The organism is Paraglaciecola sp. L1A13 (genome assembly GCF_009796745.1).
Lineage (GTDB): Bacteria > Pseudomonadota > Gammaproteobacteria > Enterobacterales > Alteromonadaceae > Paraglaciecola.
Genome location: NZ_CP047024.1, coordinates 3,771,576 through 3,791,705, shown reverse-complemented (window position 1 = coordinate 3,791,705; position 20,130 = coordinate 3,771,576). Strand labels below are relative to the sequence as shown.

Genomic DNA, 20,130 nt, shown 5'->3' with positions numbered 1-20,130 from the left:
ATGAACATGTCCAAACATATTTTCGTCATCAGCACCGTACTTGTTGTCTTGTGGGCATCCCCCGTTTTAGCTGACACAGATAAGCAAGAATTGACCGGTGAATTAGAAATAATGAGCAGTATTTTGCAAACCGCACTCAAGCAAGATAACCAAAGAGGAAGTCTGAGCATACGAGATATCGGCTATACCTATCTGCAAAATCAAGGCGTGGTGTTTAAACTGGATTTAAATCGCTACGGTAGCAGGCAAGTGTTCTTTACTGATGGTCACTCGTCTGTGCCTGTCGCGCCGCTTGCGCCTAACGTTTTTGATATGCAAGACCTCGATATCGACATTCACATGGACGAAGATGAAATAGAGGATGCAGTAGAAGACGCCATGGAACGAGCTAAATATTTATCACGTGAATCAAGCAGTAAATTACGTGCGCTAGGTGAAAAACTACGGGAGATCTCACGGGAGCAGCGCGAATATGAACGCCGTAGCCGAGATCTTGAGTTTGAAAAAAGCAACAGTAACAACGAACGTAAAGCTAACATCGAAGAGCAGTTAAGCGAGTTAAACGCTGAGCTCAAAAAGCTTCAAGCAAAACGTACAGAGGTAGAAAGATACAAAACGAAAATCGAGATCGAACGCCAAGCGCAATTACAACAACGAAAAGAAGCTGCAGAACAAGAGCATAAACGCTTTTTAGCTAACTTCGAAGAAAACTTAGGCCAAGTTTTATGTCGTTATGGCTCAGGATTAAGAGCGTTAGATAATAACGAATATGTCAATTTTGTATTAGCTGATTTTACTTCTTTATCGGCTAATGAAAAAGGCAATCAAGATAGGGTTTATGTCTTTAAACACAGTGATATTCAGGCGTGTGTTAAAGATAAAATAAACCAGGCGACCTTATTTTCTAATAGTCAGGTGTATGGGTTTTAGTGTGAAACGTGAGCTAAGCGCAACAGAATGATTACATTCTTTGTCAATCCTTCATATTAGTTATTGTAAAAAACCGGAGAGCTAATTGGGCACAATATGTCGCAATAACCTAACTATTAAATAGCGAACAATATGTTAGAGGAGCTAACGACGAGAGGGATACTCGCCGTTATCTTATTTTACTTAGTTTTGCTGGCCATTTTCTTGACGTATCTGATTAATGGTTTTTTCTCTAGATTCATACACATTTTTCATTTTTTTACCTCTGTGCAAACTAACTTCTTGAGCTGAAAATTTAGGGCTATCTTTTTCCATTAGTATTTCGGCACAAATGTAATTTAATACATCTGCGAGTTCATTATCGGTTAAGGGGGAGTTAGCCGCACCGGGCACACTAATCCAATATGATCTGCCTATACTGGAATGCACCAGTTCGGCTCCATATTCTGAAAAGTTAGGTGTCTCGGGCGGTGTTCCCGAACCATCGCTTTTATGACATCCTTGACACTGTAAAATGTAATTAGACTTAGCCGCAGTCAAACTGTTGGCCCAGGATTTCGGGGCCAACACGAACAACGTTAAAAGCAATGTCAGAACCAAAAGCGCAGTGCGAAAAGGTTGCTGGTTACTTTGATCCATAACGGTGATTCACTCCTGTTTATTCTAAAGGCAATGATGAGCGAAGTTCTCGGCTTTTAGGCCAGTTACCCAGGGCTATTTTTTGCCTAATGTTAGCAACGTCAGTTTGGGTAAACGGGCTCAATGTCTTATCGCTTGGTACCGATACCTCAGTGGTGACATAGTTAAGTACTGCGGCAATTTCTGAGTCTGTGAAGTTCATCGCAAAGGCTTGCATATAGCCATTATATTGGGCGCCTCCAATGGTTAATGGGCCATTTATTCCCTGCAACACCACGCTGATTAAATAATTTTTCCCACCTTCCAACGTTGCCATTTTATGCTTGTTGTTTAACGGTGGGAATGCGCCTGGGATGCCCTCTCCCGTCGCTAAATGACAGGCAGAGCACGTGGTATAAACTTGCTTTCCTAAGGCTAAATTTTCATTAGCAAATAGCTCACAAGATATGAAGAGCGAACAAGCCAGCAATAAGGTAGCTAATATCTTAAGATCAGAATTAACCATTTACCGCTACTCCGAGTACCACGCCAGTAGAGCATGTATAGACATTACTGCTAGTGCCTAAACACCAATTGATATCGTTATTAGCCTGAGGACGATAAGTGGGTTTGTCATTTTCGTTACGGTTACATAAGCAACGCGCGCAACTGGTTTTGCCGCAACAATCGTTATAGGAAATGATATAGTCTTTGCCATCTGTTGGGTTACGGCAGGTTCCTATCCAAGTAATTGGCGACATCTCAGTACCAGGCGGGCAGCTGGATGCTGTGCCGCCGCAGCAAGAACACAAAAAGCCATCTATGGCACAGTAACGCCAATAATCGCAGCTGGTCGGATCTCCCGGGTCGCCCTCTAGGCCGCTCGTTTGCGCCCCAACACCTGGGTAGCCTTTCCCACCTGATTCACTGGCCCGAGCGACTGGCAACAGGGGAATGGCGGCCGCGCCAATCATTAACTTAGACATATTCGCAAGCATGTGGCGGCGAGATGTATTTTGCGCAACTTTACGTGAGCTACGCTCTAACCATTTATCTAGAAATCTCATATGACTCTCCTTATGCGTAATGTTTTTGCATATATTCTTGCAGGCTGCTGTATCCGGTTTCTTTTACATTAAATAAGCTTTCAATATGTTCTCTAGAGTTGACTATTCCCATCGCTTGAAGTGTTCCTTGCTCGTCAATCAATATCGCATAGGGTAGTTTTGCGACACCAAAGGTTTTACCCAGTAGCTCTGAATTAACGAATGGGCTATTGGTTAATTGTTGTGCCTCGATGAATTTTGACATGGTGCTTTGTTCACCGTCTGAAGCGAATATCAGGTCAATCCAGCTTTGTTCGGCTTTCGCTATAGACTTAGCCACCCCAATCAAGGATTTACACATAGGGCAGGTGGGTGAAACAAAGAACAGTAGTTGGCATTTTTGGCTGGTCGACTGGCCACCAATGTGCAGCGATGTATTGTGATTTACGTCCATTACATCAATTTGTGGAGCAGATTGACCAACAGTCAATTGTTTGTTAATCGCTAACGCACCGGCGGGAGCAACGCGTTCGTATAAAATGCCAATTTGACGGATAAGGGCAAAAATAACTACTGCCATTACGATAACTGCAATCCACAGTGCGATATTTGAAGCGATAATTAAATTAGTCATGTTTAAGCCTTAATTTTGAAAGTAACACGTGATTTTCCAGCAATAAATCCACACTGCTGTAAATAACAAATAGGAAACAAGAAAAGGTTAGACCGAATAGCCATTCGGAGGGGGAACCCGTTGTTTGCTGTGTTGTTAGGTAAAACACACAACATAAAATAATTAATGCGATATTGCGCATCAACAGGGTTTTTGGGGCAATAAGCACATTCGAGTCGAACAACGAGCAACCGCAATCGACCAATGTGCGCTTTTGGAACACCAGAGTGCTGATCATGGCGCTATATGCAGTAAACAAAGTGAACAATAGTAAAAAACTGAGTTCAATCTGGCGCATGGCGTAGCACACGATAGCAGCTGCGATGACGGTGATTTCCAGCCAAGGCACGAATTTAGCAAAAGACGAGGCTAGTTTAGAAGGGAGGAAATCGTAGCTTTGCAGTGAGCGTTGAAAATTCGCTGGCGCGTTTAATTTATGTACGGCCGCTGCGAGTATTAACGACAGTAAAAAGCCAAATACGCCATAGTGTAAAATGCTGAGAAACGAGGCTATCATGGTTTATCTCCCACTGTGCAGTACAATGGGCATAGCGCCGTCACCCACATTCACGTAACGAATAAATTCGCCATCCGTGGTGTAGATATCTAACCCCATGTCGGTATTCGTCACAGCTAAAAATGGCTGCTCAGATTGGGTAACCTCGATAGAAAAGGCATTGTTTTTGAGCGCTATGCGCTTAACGCGCTGCTGCGTTATCGCGTCAAATACCCATACTTCTTCACCACCAAATTTATGGCTGCCGTTGTAGCCGTCTTTATGCATAATGATGTAGAAGAATTTTCTATTGTCAGCGGTAGCGATTTGCCACCCTCCGGGACGCCAATTTTGTATTTCTTCCTCTTTTGATACTAATGACCACCGAGCTTGTAACTTGGGCTTGGCGCTGGCTAAATCGATTGGCTGCACTTTGCCTTTGTATGAAAAGAACAAGGCGGTATCGCCGACATAAACGGGTTTATCGAATAGCGGGTCGTCATCAATATTGAAAAATGGGGCTAAGTCAAAACGTTCGCTTTCTTGACCTTGGACATCCATTTTCACGGCCTTCATTGAGCCATCGCCGCATAATGAGGAAAAGCCGATTTTACCAGTAGGATAAATCATGCTGCAGCCAGCAATGTTAATCTCACTTACGAGTTTGTTGGTTTGGGTATCCATCACAATGACGGAAGAGGCTGGCGTGAATGCATATATCAGTAGGTATTTTTCGTCATTGACCAGCTGTAGCATAAATTTGTTAGTCACTATTTGAGCGCGATTCTTTTTGGGTAAAATTACCTCGCCTGTTTTTGCAAGTGAGCTCTTGTTATACATAGAGATGACGTCCGTGCGTTCGCCCTTGGTGCCTCTAGAATAAAAAGACTCTGCTACGTAAAGAGTCGGCAGTGACTTACCTGCCAAAAATGCCGCCATTTGTGAGGCATCGATGGCGCCTTTGTATTCTTGGCTCGTTGCTGCTAGGTCTATAATGGCGATTTTACCGGCAATCATGGCGTTAAAATTTACATCATGGGCGAATATCCACGAATCTGGGTAGGTCGCGGGTAATGTCGCTATATTGGGAATCGGTTCGGGTTTTAATTCCGCCTGACTTACCAAGGGAGCAAGTGAGAGCGTTAACAACGGCAGTACCGTCAGTAATTTTGTTCGCATAATTAAGCCCTATATTGAAAATTATGGTAGCGGCCTCTAATGAGACCGTTCTGAGTTGATGTGTGCTACAGCCAAGAGTATTTAACTGATACCCCCCACCACCGTGGCTTGCCGTAATACTGCTCGGTTATGCCAAATACATCGGTACTGGATAAATCAAATGCTTGGACCATGTACTCTTCATCGGTGAGGTTGTCGACGAAGGCCTTGAGTTGCCACTTGTCATCGGATGAGGTGTAAGTTACCGAGGCGTTGTATAAGGTATAGGCTTCCTGCATAACGGTTTCTGCATCGATTAAGGCAAATTTCACATCATCACGAAAAACAAAGTCGCCTTGCAGACTGAGCGAACCGCTTGCCAAGGGCAAGGTGTAACGCAACAGACCATTGATGTTCCATTTAGGTGATTGCACTGGGGTTTGTTTAGAACCGTCAAGCAGGGTCGCTTCGGCGTCGTTATAGGCCACACCAAACAACACATCCCAACTATCTCCTAGGCTTGCTTGGTATTCGACTTCAATACCTTTGGATGAAGCGCTTGGTGAATTAACGGTGAAGGTATCAAGACCAATAATGTTGAAAATTTGATAATTGTTGTAGTCGTAGTAATAAGCCGCTAGGTTTACACGTCCGTATTCGCCCAGCTCATTTTTGATGCCTATTTCATATGCATCCAACTGTTCAGGATCATAGGACAAGGTTGCATCATCATAATCATTTGGTGGGGATAGCGGGAATATGGGGGCGTTGTAGCCACCGCCTTTTACGCCTCGATTCCAACTAAAGTATGTCAATATGTTCTCAGTAGGAAACCAGTTTAATTGTAAACGACTAGCGATTTCTGTGTCTTCTCGGCTGTTTGTATATTCCCCCAGTACTGCTTGAAGTATCATATTTTCGCTGCTATCGAAGCCAATTTTAGAGGTCGGATCAAGAAACTCAACTACCTGATCACTATAGGTAAAATCCCGCTCATCTTTGATCCAGCGAAGCCCTGCAATGACCGCTAAATTATCGGCCAATGGGTACTCAATTTGCGCAAATACAGAAGTGGATTTAGTTTTTGAAGTATAAGGGTTATACAAACCGCCTTCGCTGCCCTCAGCAGTGGTGCCACCTCCGCCGATAAATGGTTCTGATACCGCACCGTTAGCATCTGAAATATCTAGGTCCATGTAATAACCCCCTGTTACCCAGTGCATCTCATTTATGTCACCTTCTATGCGTAACTCTTGGGTAAACTGATCGGCATCTGTGGTTAAGAATAAGTTGAACAGTGATACAGGGGAGGCATCGCTGTCTTCGAAGTAGGTGCGCTCTACTTTTGAAATGTCAGTAATTGACACTACACGCATATTTTCACTGATGTCCCACTTTATTGTTGCGCTCGCGCCCTTTGTTTCTAAGTTATTAAAACCAGGATCGTCATAATCACCGGCATACACATCACCGTCGTTATCTATGTATCCCAGTACGGGATTCATCTCGTCAGGCGTTAGTTCACCCGCGCGAACTGAACTCACATTTTCAAAAAAGCCAGTATCGATATCTTGCTCGGCATAACGAACGTTGAATAGTGCTTCTACGCCTTCAGTAGGGGTATACAAAAATTGTAAACGTACGGTTTTATCATCTGCATTGTTTAGGTCATTACCTGTGTAACGGTTTTCAACGTAGCCGTCTGCGCGGTTAATATTTACAGACAAACGTGCCGCTAAGTTTTCAGTTAGCTCATTACCAAAGGCGCCCTCAAGTTTTAATTGATTGTAATCACCAACCGTTAGCTTAGCGTAACCATCTGGATAAAATGTTGGTTTTCGGGTAATAAAATGAACCAGTCCTCCTGTGGCATTTCGGCCGAATAGGGTGCCTTGAGGTCCACGTAATATCTCGACACGTTCTAAATCAAAGAGACTAAATCCCGCTCCCGACATTTGACTGATGTAAACTTCGTCTACATACAACGCAACTGGACTTTCCACATTTGTAGTAAAATCCGAGTTGGTCACACCTCGAATACCAATTGAATAATTGGCTTCACCATTTGGCTGAACCGTTTGCACACCAGGCGCCATCGCTGCGACTTCCTGAGCATTATCAAAGCCTAGAGCTTCCATTTGATCACCGGTTAGCGCGGTGATGGCGATACCTACTTCTTGAACGCTTTGTTCGCGCTTTTGGGCGACCACTTGTATTTGCTCGAAAGTGCCTTCGGCGTTAGCGGAAAATTGCCAACAGCCGGATAACATGAGCGTTAATATTATTTTATTTATTTGCATAGATATCCTCCAGGTTCCTAACAGTGTGTTTTGTGTATTGCCAAGTTGGCTGGAGCAATATCTAGACCAAAAATAGTACAGGTGAACTAAATTCATTCTTTGTTTGGTATTTTCCTGAGCAAGTTTGGGTTATTATTTAGCATGCAAAATTAACGAGTCGGAGAGTCGAGTTTGGATGACAAACAGGCGCAAAAAGACAACCTTTTAGGTAAAAAAAGAGGTCCTTATAAAACAGGGATAGAGCGTCAAAAATTGATATTAGAAGCTACTCAAAAAATATTTATTGAAGATGGATATCATAATTTTTCGTTTCGAAAAGTTGCTAAATCAGTTGGCATTTCTCCCGGTAATTTACAACATCATTTTGCTACCAGAGATGAACTTGTAGCAGCCATGCTGGACTATGTTATTGGTGGTTACATGGAAGAGATCGATGCCTTGAAGCGTGATTCTGACTCGCCAAAAGAGTATTTGTTACATGTGTTGCAACATATTATTCGGGACCTTCAAACCAGAGAGACCACACTATTTTTTCCTGAACTTTGGTCTTTATCTAATCACGAAGAAAGTGTTGATGTACTGATGCAAAATATGTATGAGAAATATCGTACTGTTTATGCTGCTATTGCCATACAAATTAACCCTCAGTTAACTCAAGTACAGGCGAACACTATTGCATTTTTTATCTCTTGTTCAATTGAGGGACATACGGTTTTTATAGGCCATAGAAAACCCCACCATGATATGTGTGAATTAACGATAAAAATAATTTATTCAACTAGCCTCAGTATGATTGAAAGTGGTGATATCCCCGTTTTTGACTGAACGAAAAAGCACCAATATGGTACGCTTGTACTATCTATGCACTAAAAATGCTCAAATTTCATACTGATTATTAGAGCTTACATTGGAATAATTGGTGTTATAACATTAATGGAAATACGCAAAGATGCCTAGATATATAGCTTTTACTCCCAGTTATGCTGGGCAAAGTCGTAGCCTATTTTTAAAATATCACCAGCCGGTAAGCTATCTCCTCTTTTACGTACCTTTTCCATTTTTTAGTAATATCACTTAAGACGACATGTTTGATCCCGATATCGCATTGAGTTCTAAATACCCCGTTATAAAACATACCTATTGGTAATCATCTTGCTCGTTTCATAAATTAATGTTCGTCTAATGAGTTTGACAATTTTTGAGCTCTGAACGAGTGAGCGCTTTGATTTACATCTAGCAATAAATCTAATGGAGGTTCTGAGATGAAAAGGAAAATATGAATATTATAAACATGGACGGTCTTGAATTGATGCAGGCAGTGGTGTGCGGTGAGCTGCCGCATCCCAATATGGCGGATACCATTCCAATGAAATTCGTATCGGCGGATAAGGGGGTTGTGGTGTTTGAAGCTATTGCGGATGACAGACACACAAACCCTCTTGGCGGAGTACATGGTGGTTTTGCTGCGACGGTTATGGACTCGGTCACAGGGTGCGCTGTGCATACCATGCTTGATGCAGGTGTAGGTTACGGTACTATCGATTTGAATGTGAAAATGCTTAAGGCTATACCCAAAAACATTGCCTTGATCGCGGAAGGTAAGGTGATCAGTATGTCAAAATCACTCGGGGTGTCTGAGGGGAAACTAGTTGATAAAAATGGCAAAGTCTATGCGTACGCTTCAGCCACGTGCATGATTTTGTTACCAAAAAAATCCTAAATTCAAAGATTATTTGAGGTTAAACCTTGTGTATTTTGTACCGATAAGTTTTGATTGTCGGCAAAATGTCATATTTTCATGGGCATAATTCATTTTTTATTTTTTGGAGTACGTGATGAGGTTGGAGTTTATACGGTGTAGTTTGACTAAAAGCATGGGGCTGAAAAGCGTTTTTGTGGTGTTGTCGCTTGGATTCACGGCTGGGATATTTGCTGAAAATAGAATCGATACTCAGCGACCCGATGCGCCGGAACTAGCAGCGTATGGTGAGCACAGTATTGGCGTGCGTCAGCTTGAGGTGGTTAATGCGGATCAAATTGATATGCTAAAACTCGACCCAACGAAGGCTCAGCCCACTGAGTTACCGCATTATGATAGGCCCCTTACACTTGAAGTTTGGTATCCGGCGGTAAAAGGTAGTCAGGGCAATACGACTTTAAAGGCGTATATGCGTGATGGCAAGACCGAGGTTGATTTGCACGGTAAAGCTGTGCGTGATGCTAAGCCTGAAACAGGTCAGAAGGCATTTCCTTTGGTACTTGTTTCACACGGTTATCCTGGGAACCGTTTTTTGTTGTCGCATTTAGCTGAGAATATCGCTTCAAAAGGCTATGTGGTGGTCTCTATCGATCATACTGATTCTACTTATCGTACTAAAGCGGCCTTTTCGTCAACGTTGGTTAATCGGCCTGTGGACCAGTTATTTGTTTTATCGCAAATTGAAGCAATGTCTCAAGACAAAAACTCCTTCTTGTATGGTTTGGTTGATGCGTCAAACGCCGGACTGATCGGTTATTCAATGGGGGGATACGGAGCGGTTATTAATGCGGGCGCAGGTGTTACTGAGCAAGTCGTCACGAGTAAGCAGAGCCCGCCATTTGGAACGCTTAAGCGTCATCAGTCAGGTATTAAGCCTAATGCTGATAAACGTTTGAAGACCGTGATAGCGTTCGCACCTTGGGGTATGAATTACCATATGTTTAGTAATGAAACCCTAAAAGAAATCAGCGTACCCATGCTGTTAATTGCTGGCTCGCAAGATGATGTGTCGGGTTACGAGAATGGCGTTCGTGCCATCTGGCAGGGAGCAAGCAACGTGAATCGCTCACTTCTGACTTATGATAATGCCAATCATAATGCAGGGGCGGTGATGCCGGCTCCAGAAGAGTCCTATGTATTTGATAACGAGTTGGGTTTTAATATCAGCGAGCACTACATAGACGCGGCTTGGGATAACGCTCGGATGAACAATATTGCCCAGCATTTTGTTAGCGCTTGGTTAGACAAGTATTTAAAAAATAACGGTGCTATGAATGCGTACATGGATTTGATACCTAATTCGAACGATGGAGTTTATGCTGTCGATGATGAAGGTAACCCTAAGGCTACCAATACTTATTGGAAAGGTTTTCCCAATCGCACAGCGAAAGGTCTGCATTTTGAGAGCTTGAGTCCATCAAAATAAGTTTTTTATCACCTTTAGTTGAGCAGTCTGCTGGGCTGGTTTAACTGAAGGTGAGCTTCTATTCACGTATTTTCTCTTCGCTCTACTTAATTTATTACTCAGCAATAAGCAGTTTTCACTGTAAAAATTACAGCGTGTGCTTTAGATAAACGCTATATCACGGGTTTTTTATTATTATCTATCTGATTCATATCTAATTTTATTTTGGCGCTGGTTTTGCTTTATGACTCTGATAGCAATCTTAAAAGTCTTGAGCAAGGGCGAAGCGCATGATTGATTTAATACCAGAGCATTTGATACGATTCGAAATAGATTTTCAGATGGTGGTGTACCATTTGTTTCAACTTGGCTTAGCTTTTTTATTTGCCTTGCCGATTGGACTCAATCGCGAGAGTTGCTCAAATGGTGCGGGGCTTAGAACTTTTCCATTAGTGGCGATGGCGTCTTGTGCGTTTATGTTAATTGCGATGAACGCTTATTCGAAAGGTGATGGCGAAGCGGAAGCAAGGGTGATGTACGGTATTATCACCGGTATAGGCTTTATCGGCGGCGGTGCCATATTTAAACAGAATGACGGGGCAAGTGGGACCGCGACTGCCGCTGGGATCTGGAATACAGGCGCAATTGGCATAGCCGTGGCCTATCAAAATTATGAAATTGCTATTATTTTATCGATCCTTAACTTCTGTATCTTTCAATTTGCCAAGCAAATTAAACCTAAAAAGTCCGAAGAGTTAGATGACTGACCATAGATCGACTCCGCATCGCCTATGGTTTGGTTGCTAAAGGTAATTTAAACAACAAGATGTTAATCGCTTTGCAAGGTAATGAGGCTGGTAAATCTATCTATTGCCATATCTTAGGCTACTATACCCCTGCATTACACTGCGACTCAGCGTCTTTTAAAAGACAAAATCCCGCAATATAGCGGAGCTAGAATAACAAAAACGTTTTTTGTTAACGCAAAAATAGCTCAACATACGAAAATATTGAGCTGTGATTTTATAAAATGCTATATATTTTAGAGTCTTAAGACATGCTTAGTAGGCAACACTTATACGCTGGTTAATGTGCGCTGCGTTCTCAGCCTCATCAACCAATGCTTTGGCATAGTCAGACACTGATATTTTACTTTCACCGTTGCTGTTAGTAAAAAATGCGTCACCACCGATGCGGAACGTTCCTTCACTTTCACCAGGGTAAAGCTGCGCTGCTGGGCTAACAAAAGTCCATTGAGTGGCTTTTTCATTGACGCGAAATATATCAAGTGCTTCACCTTGGGCCAGGGCTTCATCCTTAAATTCAGATGGAAATTCGGGTGAGGAAACCAGTAATACGCCTGGTGCAACTTCTAAACTACCGGCACCACCAACCCAAATTAGACGTTGTTGGCTGTTTGCCAACGAATTAAGTAAGCGTGCTGCGGTTTTAGCCACTAAGTCGTGGTTACCCGCTGCGCGCCCCCCGATAGAAGCAATCACCACATCAGCGCCTTGAGCTGCTTGTGCAAAGTCGTCATCGCTTGTTAAATCAAATGCGCGCGAAACTACGCCTTCTTCGTTTATTTTGGCTGGGTCACGAACTATAGCGATAACATCGTGTCCACGCGCCTTTGCTTGCGCTGTAATAGCGCTGCCGATCCAACCTGTTGCGCCTAATATTGCAATTTTCATCATAATACTCCGAATGATTATTGTGTTGTGTTAATTCAGTGAAGCTAGTTTACTTGTCTATATATTGATGATAAATACACATTTATAATCAAGATTGTTTCAATATAAGGTGCTAATGGATAAGATTACGTCACTTAAGAGTTTTATCGAGGTTGCACGATGTAGCAGCTTTACCAAAGCTGCGGATACGATTGGCTTGAGTCGCTTGCAGGTAACACGCCATGTGCAAGACGTTGAACAGTGGCTGAATTTACGTCTTTTCCATCGGACTACCCGAAAAGTAAGTTTGACCCTACAAGGTGAAGAAACGTTGGTATTTGCCAAGCAAATAATCAGTTCGGTGTCTGATCTTGAAAGCCGTGCACATAGTCATAATCATGAATTGGTTGGCACTATTCGCGTCGCTACACCGATTGGCTTAGGGCAGAATATGTTGTTGGATGCGATAGAGCAGTTTGTAGCAATGCATCCGCAAACACAGATCCAAATGCTGCTATCAGATAGTTTGAGTGAGTTGGTCGATGAACGCGTTGATATAGCATTACGGTACGTAGATGTACCACATCAACAGCTGATTGCCCGGCGATTACTGCGTATTGACAGTGTGTTGTGTGCATCTCCCGACTATATTCATCAACATTTTGAACTAACACAGCCTAGTGATTTGCTGAGCCATAATTGCTTGGTGCATAACAGTAATAGCCAGTGGCGAGTAATGTCTGCTACCAGTGACGAAAAAATATCGGTAAGTGGAAATATACAAGCCAATGAAATGGGCGTTATCTTGAAGGCCGCTTTACGTGGTTTGGGCATTGCTAATTTACCGTGTGATTTGGCTAACGGTTATTTGCGTAACAAAGAGTTATGCCAAGTGTTACCTGAATACTCAACACCGGGTAGTAATTTATGGGCAGTATATTTGTCTCGTGATCATCAACAAAATGTGGTGCGCGCCTTTATTGATTTCTTGGCGCTGCGTTGGCAAGATGATGTGAAAAGAGCGTGATGAATAAAAAACTTGATAAGTAACTGAGTATAGATTTTTGCATGGAAACACTCTAGGGAAATGCAAACTACCGCTAAATCAACGAAAATAAGGTCTCTTATGTCACCTATTATGCCGCAAATATTTAGAGTCTTCGCGCGAGCGACCATTTTTATCCCATTGTTATTGTCTGTTTCTGCTTGTACCAATAAACAATTATATAAGGCTGGGCAGTCTTACCAAAAAAGCGAATGCGAACGCAGCGCTTTGTCAGATGTGCAGTTTACTCAATGCAAAGAGATCGAAGCCAAACGTTTTGAAGATTATGAGCGAGAACGCCAAGCTGCATTGGAAAAACCGTAATATACAAACAAAGCCAATAGTAGACCTTAGTATAAGGGTGGATTTTTATTGGTAGATCTAAATCACTATTTTTAAGTGTATAAGTAGTGATAAATGTTAATTAAATGTCAAATTTATTTACAATTTACTGCTTGTGATTTTTTCGAAATATTTAAGGTGTTGAATAAAAAGCACTTTTAATTGTGGTGTTGTTCTTGCTGTACAGGCTGTGATTTTCATTAAGAGGAATGTCACATGCATAAAAAAAATATAGCAAAAACAAGCTCAAAATTAGCTAAACATATGGTTAAGATACTCAGTTTAACGGCGGTATTGGGTCTATCTTTCAATGCTTACGCGTCACCGATAAACGGCACTGGTAATATCACACCAGAAGTCATTTTTGGCGATGGTAATGCAAATGGTGCTTGGACCGGCGAAACCGTTAATGGCGTTGAAGTTGCCTTAAGAGGCAAGTTACGTTTTAACGCAGCGGCTAGCCCAGAAAATACCTTCAATTATGATGGGGATCGTACTTATACTTTTGATCCTACGCTAAGCTCAATTCCGGCAAATCGCTCGGTGTTTAATTTTGAGTATGCGGTCAACGTCGATACTGATGCATTGGGTAATACACTCGATGATTATTTCTATTTATTTGAATTTGATTTAGATCCCACTGCTGGCACTGAATTTGTCGGTTTCGATATAATTACCTTAAAAACCGATAACGAGTTAGGTGATAACGCGACCGGAAATGGTGATGGAATAGTAGACGATATTAACTATGCGTCTATTTTTGGCAATTATAGCGTGGCCCAGAATTCTCAGAACCGAGGCTTCGGCTATTCAGGCTTACTTGACGCGGCGGCAGAAGGTATTTTTACCTATAATTTAACCGTATTTGATGCAAACGGTGGAGCTGTAGCAACTAGCTCAATTGATATTGTTGTTGGAAATGTACCCGTGCCGACACCATCAACACTGGTGTCGTTATTTAGTGGAATCATTGCTTTAGGTTTTGTTAGCTTGCGTCGTCGTAAGAAGCAATTATCTTAAGTATTTAAATCTGAAATTCGCTGGTATTTGCGGCTGAGAGGGCTCAACCGTAAATACCATTATGATAATACTCTTAGCGATTTTCTAATCGATTATAATCTAACAAGCCTGCTTCAATAGGGTCGTGCTGCATAAAAATTTGATTAAGTTTGTCGCTAAACTCCCAAAAGTCTTTTGTTGTGCGACGCACGGCAAAGGAATCTAAAAAGGCTTCGTAATCCTGTTCATTTTTAATCTGCTGAGCGTTAGCCACTAATCTCGCTAAATCGGCCTCTTTGACTCGCCAAAATACATCTGGATAACTGCCAAGCAACCCATGCACTAACGTTACATCATCATTTTTGTAATCGCGGTTGGCGTCCTCAGAAAACAAGCTATTCACGTTATAATGGGCACTATTACGCACCAATGTGAATATTTCAGCTTGGTGGCCGACTTGTGGCTCAACCATGATCATACTTAGCTCAGGTAGAATAGAAGCACTACGGCCTTTAATGTCAGCTAATTGCCCTAACAGCGCTTTGCTGTTTCTGCCCAGTTCGCTGTCTTTTAACCTATAACGACTTGGTTGCACGTCTTTTACGCGTTCGGCAAAAATGGCGTAAAGTTCTTTTTTATGCTGTTTGGTTTTGAATTTAATGCCACTTGGTTGATCAAATGGATTAATTTTGCCTTCGACAAATTCAGTCAGTTCAGGGCTAGCTTTTTGATACCATGACGCTAATTCTGCGCGCCGACTTTTTGGCGGTAAAAAGGCCAGAAAGTTTGATTCGCCTTCCATGCGTAGAAAATCCATATACAAGCGCGTCATCAATTGATGTCCGTAATTACCGTATACGTCGAAACCAGCGACAAGTAGGTAATGTATACGTTCAAGTAAGGCGTAGTCGATAACCCAAGCTGTTTTAGGCGGTTTGCCCACTAGCCCTTTTATTACTGTGGCGTTATCGAAATGGCGAAATACTGTCAGGGTGGCGTTGTCGTTTTCATCATCGCCAGCCCAAATGTCGTCAGGGGTAAAGTGCTGCCCATCTTCCATCGCTGTATTCATAAAGTCATTTCGGGCGCGCATGTAGTCGCCTTGTCTGGATGCATACTCAATCCACTTCACTGCTAATGCGCTACTTTCTTGTTCTGCAGGGAGACGCAGATTATCCCGCTGTGACGCATAGAATGCGCTTATTTTATCTGATGCAGCCACTTCAGGTTTTATAAAATATACCCAGAAACGGTCGTTGATGACGTTCAGTGCTACTTGGCCACGACATACAGGGCCTTTTATATAACCCATGATGGTATTTTGTGCGCGTTCAAGCATAAACCGGTAACGAGCATTCACAGGCAATTGAGCAAAAGCAGTCAAAGGATTAGCGCCTATGCTCGGCTGATAGCTAGGTAAAGCGGTGACTCCATAATCCGCGTCGACAAACCATTTTTGCCACTTGTCGGTGAGCTGTTTGTGGATCGCATAAGGTTGGTGGGCTTTATTCACGATTGTCGACATCACGGGTTGCAAGCGGTAGTAAACACGCTCAACACCAGGGGAATCGAACGGACGCCGACTGGCAATAACATCTATCGGTAGTCCTGAAGAGGTTCTGGAACGCACTACATTGAAAAACTGTGGTTGCACATCTGATTTGCTTAGCTCACTAAAATACAAGTGGGTACTAAATAGATGTTCGTAAATGTAGCGACCGCTAAGTTGCATTTTTAAGCTATCACCATTTAGAAAGGTCTCCAATTTGTTGACTGCTTGCTGTAGATCGTCAGGGATTGGCGCGCGGGCTGGCATAAACGCACCACTTTCTAACCAGCTCATTAATACATTGTGCTCATTGTCGGTAAGTTCAGGAAGCGCATAGGGCATACCCCCATACGGTTGGCTTTTGGCATAACCGTTAAACTCTTGAATAGTTGGGCACTGTTGGCTGCGATCGATACTGACATCAAAACGCTCATCTAATAGCTTGTCATCCGGTAGGGGATGCTGTTGTTTTAGGGTTAGCATTTCAGCCAATACGGACGCTTGGGTGTTCGCTCTAGGTGTTTGCGCTCGCTCGTTTAACACCGGGTAAAAGCCGCGCTTGCGCCATTCCTGTGAATCTAGTGCATCCATAAACAAGCGATTCGGGGTGGCCGCCAAAATACGTGACCCGTGATAAACCTTTTCTTTGTTTGCACCGCGATCGATTCCTTCTGGGGAGGTCATTTTCAACTGGCAAGGTGAGTCGTAACAAGCGTGGCATACAACGCAGCGTCCTTCGATGATCGGGGCCACCTGGTTTTCATAAAATACCGTGGCAGGACTTTCTAGTGTTGATTGCGCAATGGTCGCAGATGCTCGATTACTGGGGTCTTCATTACCGTAAAGCTTATTCAAGTCTAGGTTAGCTATGGTTGCGCAGCCTGAACATATCAGAATGACGCCGATGAATATCTTTATCCATCTGGTGTGAGTATTTTGCATAGAGGTCCAGTAATGGCAGAGGAACAACAAGTATTTGTTCGTTAACAGTAGCGCACAGCGCTAGAGTTAGCTGAAAAAACAAATTAATAGGTGGGCGTCACAAATTTGCCGCGCAGTTTACCTTGTGAGCCCCATTGACTCAAACTTTGTTAACTCTCAGTGATACGTTGACCAGCTATGGGCCGCTTTTCTTTGTACTTGTCACGCAGCTTGACAGTATAGCTAAAAGCATTAACCCTATTGCCACTCAATAAATATTTTGGTTGCTTATGAGCCGTGAAAGTAATGTGACGTCAGTGTTCGGTCATATCTTGATTATTATCCTGGCGGGCGAACTCATTTTCGCATTACCGTTTCACCTGGCGCGTTTTTTTCGGCCGACTTTTTTGCAAGCGTTTGAACTTACTAATACTCAGCTAGGTGACATATTTGCGGCTTACGGCGTTGTTGCCATGTTGTCTTATTTTCCCGGTGGCTTGATTGCCGATAGATATGCACCTAATCGCCTAATGAGTTGCTCGTTATTAGCAACCGCAGCCGGGGGAGGGTATTTACTAAGCGGGCCAAGTCATTTCGGACTGACGCTGTTATTTGGTTATTGGGGGGCAACCACTGTCTTGGTTTTTTGGGCTGCTATGATCAAAGCCACACGTTTATCGGCTGCGCCTAGTCGCCAAGGTTTTGCTTTTGGTTTGTTAGATGGAGGGCGAGGGCTAGCAGCAAGTTTGTTTGCCAGTGTGGGGATCCTGTTGCTCAGCCAAGGCGCGTTTAATCCACAAGGAGACTTTAACAACAGTCACGACGCCTTTAAGGCCATGAGCTCTCTCATTATTTACTACACCTGTTTAACGGTCGTTGCGGCTGTATTAACTTGGCTCTTTGTCAGTGCTGAGCGTCCAGAGATAGATGATAGCCATAATCAAGCTTCCCAAATTGCTTCACATCAATCGGTCTGGAATACGCTGCGCATAACGTTGGTAAACCCAATGGTATGGCTACAAGGTGGTGTGGTGGTTTGTGCATATTGCGGCTATAAGGCGCTGGATAATTATAGCCTTTTCGTTGTGCAGGCATTTAATTGGTCGCAAGTTGAAGGGGCTCAATTTATTACCTTCGCAAGTTATACGCGTCCTGTTGCGGCGCTTGCAGCGGGAATACTCGCTGACCGATTACGTACCAGTCGCATGACCTATATTTTGTTTGCCTTTTTAGGAGTGGTGTTTGTCAGTATTGCGTGGCTCACCCGTTCCAATTCTGCGGTGACAGTAATGTTAGCCATGCTATTGTTTACCTTTATAGCGGTATTTGCGCTGCGTGGTATTTATTTTGCTTTGGTTGATGAAAGTCAGATCCGAATGGGGGCGACCGGCACTGCGGTAGGCATTATTTCGGTGTTGGGTTTCACTCCTGATATTTTCTTTGCCTCTGTTTCTGGGCGTATGCTTGATGCGGGTCAACACGGCTTTGGGTATTACTTTTTATTTGTTGCCGCAATTATGTTTATCGGTTGCCTGTGCGCATTATTATTGGCTAACAAAGTTAATAAATTAGTTAGTGTTAGTGAAACACAGTTGAAAATCGAGCGTTAATTATTGATATTTATCGGTAAATTTTTTGGCTGGAAATAACCGAATATTCAATGCGGCCTGATGAATTGTCATATTCGCCACATATCATTAACGCTTAACATCTGTTTTAATTAAGAAAATTATAAGTAGTAGTAATCATATGTTCGGTATTTTTAAACCCGCTCCTCATCAGCCTCGACTACCCAAAGAAGAAATCGATAAAGAATACAAAGCATTGCGCTGGCAAGTATTTATTGGGATTTTTGTTGGATATGCAGGCTACTATTTAGTTCGTAAAAACTTCTCTTTGGCTATGCCATTTTTAATTGAAGAGCAGGGCTTTACCAAAGGGCAACTCGGTATCGCCTTATCCGCAGTATCTATTGCTTACGGTTTAAGTAAGTTCCTGATGGGCAGTGTGTCGGACCGCAGTAACCCTCGTTATTTCTTGATGACTGGTCTGTTGATTTCGTCTGCTGTGATGTTCATTTTTGGTTTTTCCGATTGGGCAACACAAAGCGTCGGCAGTATCTTTTTACTGCTCTTTATCAATGGTTGGGCTCAAGGTATGGGTTGGCCAGCGTGTGGGCGAACTATGGTGCATTGGTACTCTGGTAATGAAAGGGGACGAACGGTCTCTTTCTGGAATATTGCTCATAACGTAGGAGGGGGCTTAATAGGCCCGCTTTTCATTTTAGGTATGGCGTGGTTTAACGATTGGCACAGTGCTTTTTATATTCCAGCTGCCGCGGCATCGTTAATCGCGGTGCTCGTTTATTTTATTATGAAAGATACTCCTCAATCCTGTGGTTTACCTCCAATTGAAGAATACCGCAATGATTACCCTGCGCAATATTCTAAAGCCCATGAAGAAGAGTTTACGGCTAAGCAAATCTTCATGCAGTTTGTACTGAATAACAAACTGTTGTGGTTTATAGCTGTGGCAAATGCGTTTGTGTATTTAATTCGTTATGGGGTACTTGATTGGGCGCCAACTTATTTGTACGAAGTCAAAGATTTCTCATTCGATAAGAGCTCTTGGGCTTATTTTCTATACGAGTGGGCAGGCATACCGGGCACGCTTCTATGTGGCTGGATAAGTGATAAATGGTTTAAGGGGCGCCGTGCACCAGCAGCCATTTTGTACATGATACTGGTGCTCGTAGCTGTCATCATCTACTGGTTAAACCCTGCGGGTAATCCAGGAATAGATATTGCCGCCTTGATGGCTATTGGCTTTTTAATATACGGTCCCGTTATGTTAATTGGCTTATTTGCGCTCGAACTTGTACCTAAAAAAGCAGCAGGTACCGCAGCAGGCTTAACCGGTTTGTTTGGTTACCTAGGCGGGGCTGTCGTGGCAAACATTGCCCTTGGTTACACGGTAGATAATTTCGGTTGGGACGGTGGCTTCGTATTGCTGGTTGGCGGGTGTATAGGTGCGATATTGCTTATTGCCTTAACGTTAAAGCATGAAGTTGCCCATGAGAGCCATCAGCGAGAGCATTAGTATATAGAGGTATTGAATAACAATTCCTTAAAGTAACCCGTTAAAAAAGACGTGCTGAGATAGCGTTGAACTATCTAGCGCGTCTTTTTTTACCCGCCACTTTGTACGATTCGCAGC

Annotated in this window: 19 protein-coding genes; 10 read left to right on the top strand and 9 right to left on the bottom strand. The window is 43.0% G+C overall.

Annotation, left to right across the window (positions count from 1 at the left end; translation table 11 throughout):
* Positions 1–930 carry a hypothetical protein gene (locus tag GQR89_RS16080; protein WP_158770977.1) on the top strand — a complete coding sequence of 310 codons (930 nt, stop codon included), beginning with the start codon at positions 1–3 and terminating at the stop codon, positions 928–930.
* Between the two features lie 183 nt (positions 931–1,113).
* Here GQR89_RS16080 and GQR89_RS16075 read toward each other — a convergent pair whose 3' ends face one another.
* From GQR89_RS16075 to GQR89_RS16045, 7 genes are all read right to left on the bottom strand, one after another.
* A complete protein-coding gene (locus GQR89_RS16075; protein WP_158770976.1) occupies positions 1,114–1,569 on the bottom strand; it encodes a hypothetical protein in 456 nt (151 codons plus the stop codon).
* Between the two features lie 19 nt (positions 1,570–1,588).
* Positions 1,589–2,074: a cytochrome c gene (locus tag GQR89_RS16070; RefSeq protein WP_158770975.1), complete on the bottom strand. Its 486-nt coding sequence runs from the start codon at positions 2,072–2,074 to the stop codon at positions 1,589–1,591.
* The gene (locus GQR89_RS16065; protein ID WP_158770974.1) at positions 2,067–2,615 is read right to left on the bottom strand and encodes a methylamine dehydrogenase light chain; all 549 of its coding nucleotides are present in this window, start codon (positions 2,613–2,615) and stop codon (positions 2,067–2,069) included. The genes GQR89_RS16070 and GQR89_RS16065 overlap by 8 nt, the downstream gene beginning before the upstream one ends.
* Before the next feature lie 10 nt (positions 2,616–2,625).
* Positions 2,626–3,228 carry a redoxin domain-containing protein gene (locus GQR89_RS16060; RefSeq protein WP_158770973.1) on the bottom strand — a complete coding sequence of 201 codons (603 nt, stop codon included), beginning with the start codon at positions 3,226–3,228 and terminating at the stop codon, positions 2,626–2,628.
* Positions 3,221–3,784, bottom strand: coding sequence for a MauE/DoxX family redox-associated membrane protein (locus GQR89_RS16055; protein ID WP_158770972.1), 564 nt, complete (start codon positions 3,782–3,784; stop codon positions 3,221–3,223). The genes GQR89_RS16060 and GQR89_RS16055 overlap by 8 nt, the downstream gene beginning before the upstream one ends.
* A 3-nt stretch (positions 3,785–3,787) precedes the next feature.
* Positions 3,788–4,942: an amine dehydrogenase large subunit gene (locus GQR89_RS16050; RefSeq protein ID WP_158770971.1), complete on the bottom strand. Its 1,155-nt coding sequence runs from the start codon at positions 4,940–4,942 to the stop codon at positions 3,788–3,790.
* Between the two features lie 65 nt (positions 4,943–5,007).
* Complete coding sequence (locus GQR89_RS16045) at positions 5,008–7,221, bottom strand: TonB-dependent receptor (RefSeq protein WP_158770970.1); 2,214 nt, start codon at positions 7,219–7,221, stop codon at positions 5,008–5,010.
* 171 nt (positions 7,222–7,392) lie between these two features.
* On the opposite strand from GQR89_RS16045, the gene GQR89_RS16040 reads away from it, so the two are divergent.
* From GQR89_RS16040 to GQR89_RS16025, 4 genes are all read left to right on the top strand, one after another.
* Positions 7,393–8,046, top strand: coding sequence for a TetR/AcrR family transcriptional regulator (locus tag GQR89_RS16040; RefSeq protein ID WP_158770969.1), 654 nt, complete (start codon positions 7,393–7,395; stop codon positions 8,044–8,046).
* Positions 8,047–8,497: 451 nt separating this feature from the next.
* The gene (locus GQR89_RS16035) at positions 8,498–8,941 is read left to right on the top strand and encodes a PaaI family thioesterase (RefSeq protein ID WP_158770968.1); all 444 of its coding nucleotides are present in this window, start codon (positions 8,498–8,500) and stop codon (positions 8,939–8,941) included.
* A gap of 154 nt (positions 8,942–9,095) precedes the next feature.
* On the top strand, positions 9,096–10,406 hold the full coding sequence (locus GQR89_RS16030; RefSeq protein ID WP_370461082.1) for an alpha/beta hydrolase family protein: 1,311 nt from the start codon (positions 9,096–9,098) through the stop codon (positions 10,404–10,406).
* Between the two features lie 272 nt (positions 10,407–10,678).
* On the top strand, positions 10,679–11,152 hold the full coding sequence (locus tag GQR89_RS16025; protein ID WP_158772296.1) for an MgtC/SapB family protein: 474 nt from the start codon (positions 10,679–10,681) through the stop codon (positions 11,150–11,152).
* A 294-nt stretch (positions 11,153–11,446) separates the two neighbouring features.
* Here GQR89_RS16025 and GQR89_RS16020 read toward each other — a convergent pair whose 3' ends face one another.
* Entirely contained in the window at positions 11,447–12,079 is a 633-nt protein-coding gene (locus tag GQR89_RS16020) for an NAD(P)-dependent oxidoreductase (protein WP_158772295.1), read from the bottom strand.
* 115 nt (positions 12,080–12,194) lie between these two features.
* Between GQR89_RS16020 and GQR89_RS16015 the strand changes: the two genes are divergently transcribed.
* The 3 genes from GQR89_RS16015 (at position 12,195) to GQR89_RS16005 (ending at position 14,465) form a co-directional block, all read left to right on the top strand.
* Entirely contained in the window at positions 12,195–13,085 is an 891-nt protein-coding gene (locus GQR89_RS16015) for a LysR family transcriptional regulator (protein ID WP_158770966.1), read from the top strand.
* A gap of 99 nt (positions 13,086–13,184) precedes the next feature.
* Positions 13,185–13,427 (top strand): hypothetical protein, encoded by a 243-nt coding sequence (locus GQR89_RS16010; RefSeq protein WP_233268994.1) that lies wholly within the window; start codon positions 13,185–13,187, stop codon positions 13,425–13,427.
* A 234-nt stretch (positions 13,428–13,661) separates the two neighbouring features.
* Positions 13,662–14,465 (top strand): PEP-CTERM sorting domain-containing protein, encoded by an 804-nt coding sequence (locus GQR89_RS16005; protein ID WP_158770965.1) that lies wholly within the window; start codon positions 13,662–13,664, stop codon positions 14,463–14,465.
* A 73-nt stretch (positions 14,466–14,538) separates the two neighbouring features.
* Here GQR89_RS16005 and GQR89_RS16000 read toward each other — a convergent pair whose 3' ends face one another.
* Positions 14,539–16,935 carry a fatty acid cis/trans isomerase gene (locus GQR89_RS16000; RefSeq protein ID WP_158770964.1) on the bottom strand — a complete coding sequence of 799 codons (2,397 nt, stop codon included), beginning with the start codon at positions 16,933–16,935 and terminating at the stop codon, positions 14,539–14,541.
* Positions 16,936–17,204: 269 nt separating this feature from the next.
* On the opposite strand from GQR89_RS16000, the gene GQR89_RS15995 reads away from it, so the two are divergent.
* Positions 17,205–18,524 (top strand): nitrate/nitrite transporter, encoded by a 1,320-nt coding sequence (locus tag GQR89_RS15995; protein WP_158770963.1) that lies wholly within the window; start codon positions 17,205–17,207, stop codon positions 18,522–18,524.
* A gap of 139 nt (positions 18,525–18,663) precedes the next feature.
* A complete protein-coding gene (gene glpT / locus GQR89_RS15990; protein ID WP_158770962.1) occupies positions 18,664–20,013 on the top strand; it encodes a glycerol-3-phosphate transporter in 1,350 nt (449 codons plus the stop codon).
* The last annotated feature ends 117 nt before the right edge of the window (positions 20,014–20,130 follow it).

What these genes read in the sequence shown, in the direction of transcription:
- GQR89_RS16080 (WP_158770977.1), top strand. Translation starts at nt 1, where the DNA reads ATGAACATGTCCAAACATATTTTCGTCATCAGCACCGTACTTGTTGTC.
- GQR89_RS16075 (WP_158770976.1), bottom strand. Translation starts at nt 1,569, where the DNA reads ATGGATCAAAGTAACCAGCAACCTTTTCGCACTGCGCTTTTGGTTCTG.
- GQR89_RS16070 (WP_158770975.1), bottom strand. Translation starts at nt 2,074, where the DNA reads ATGGTTAATTCTGATCTTAAGATATTAGCTACCTTATTGCTGGCTTGT.
- GQR89_RS16065 (WP_158770974.1), bottom strand. Translation starts at nt 2,615, where the DNA reads ATGAGATTTCTAGATAAATGGTTAGAGCGTAGCTCACGTAAAGTTGCG.
- GQR89_RS16060 (WP_158770973.1), bottom strand. Translation starts at nt 3,228, where the DNA reads ATGACTAATTTAATTATCGCTTCAAATATCGCACTGTGGATTGCAGTT.
- GQR89_RS16055 (WP_158770972.1), bottom strand. Translation starts at nt 3,784, where the DNA reads ATGATAGCCTCGTTTCTCAGCATTTTACACTATGGCGTATTTGGCTTT.
- GQR89_RS16050 (WP_158770971.1), bottom strand. Translation starts at nt 4,942, where the DNA reads ATGCGAACAAAATTACTGACGGTACTGCCGTTGTTAACGCTCTCACTT.
- GQR89_RS16045 (WP_158770970.1), bottom strand. Translation starts at nt 7,221, where the DNA reads ATGCAAATAAATAAAATAATATTAACGCTCATGTTATCCGGCTGTTGG.
- GQR89_RS16035 (WP_158770968.1), top strand. Translation starts at nt 8,498, where the DNA reads ATGAATATTATAAACATGGACGGTCTTGAATTGATGCAGGCAGTGGTG.
- GQR89_RS16030 (WP_370461082.1), top strand. Translation starts at nt 9,096, where the DNA reads ATGGGGCTGAAAAGCGTTTTTGTGGTGTTGTCGCTTGGATTCACGGCT.
- GQR89_RS16020 (WP_158772295.1), bottom strand. Translation starts at nt 12,079, where the DNA reads ATGAAAATTGCAATATTAGGCGCAACAGGTTGGATCGGCAGCGCTATT.
- GQR89_RS16015 (WP_158770966.1), top strand. Translation starts at nt 12,195, where the DNA reads ATGGATAAGATTACGTCACTTAAGAGTTTTATCGAGGTTGCACGATGT.
- GQR89_RS16010 (WP_233268994.1), top strand. Translation starts at nt 13,185, where the DNA reads ATGTCACCTATTATGCCGCAAATATTTAGAGTCTTCGCGCGAGCGACC.
- GQR89_RS16005 (WP_158770965.1), top strand. Translation starts at nt 13,662, where the DNA reads ATGCATAAAAAAAATATAGCAAAAACAAGCTCAAAATTAGCTAAACAT.
- GQR89_RS16000 (WP_158770964.1), bottom strand. Translation starts at nt 16,935, where the DNA reads ATGCAAAATACTCACACCAGATGGATAAAGATATTCATCGGCGTCATT.
- GQR89_RS15995 (WP_158770963.1), top strand. Translation starts at nt 17,205, where the DNA reads ATGAGCCGTGAAAGTAATGTGACGTCAGTGTTCGGTCATATCTTGATT.
- glpT (WP_158770962.1), top strand. Translation starts at nt 18,664, where the DNA reads ATGTTCGGTATTTTTAAACCCGCTCCTCATCAGCCTCGACTACCCAAA.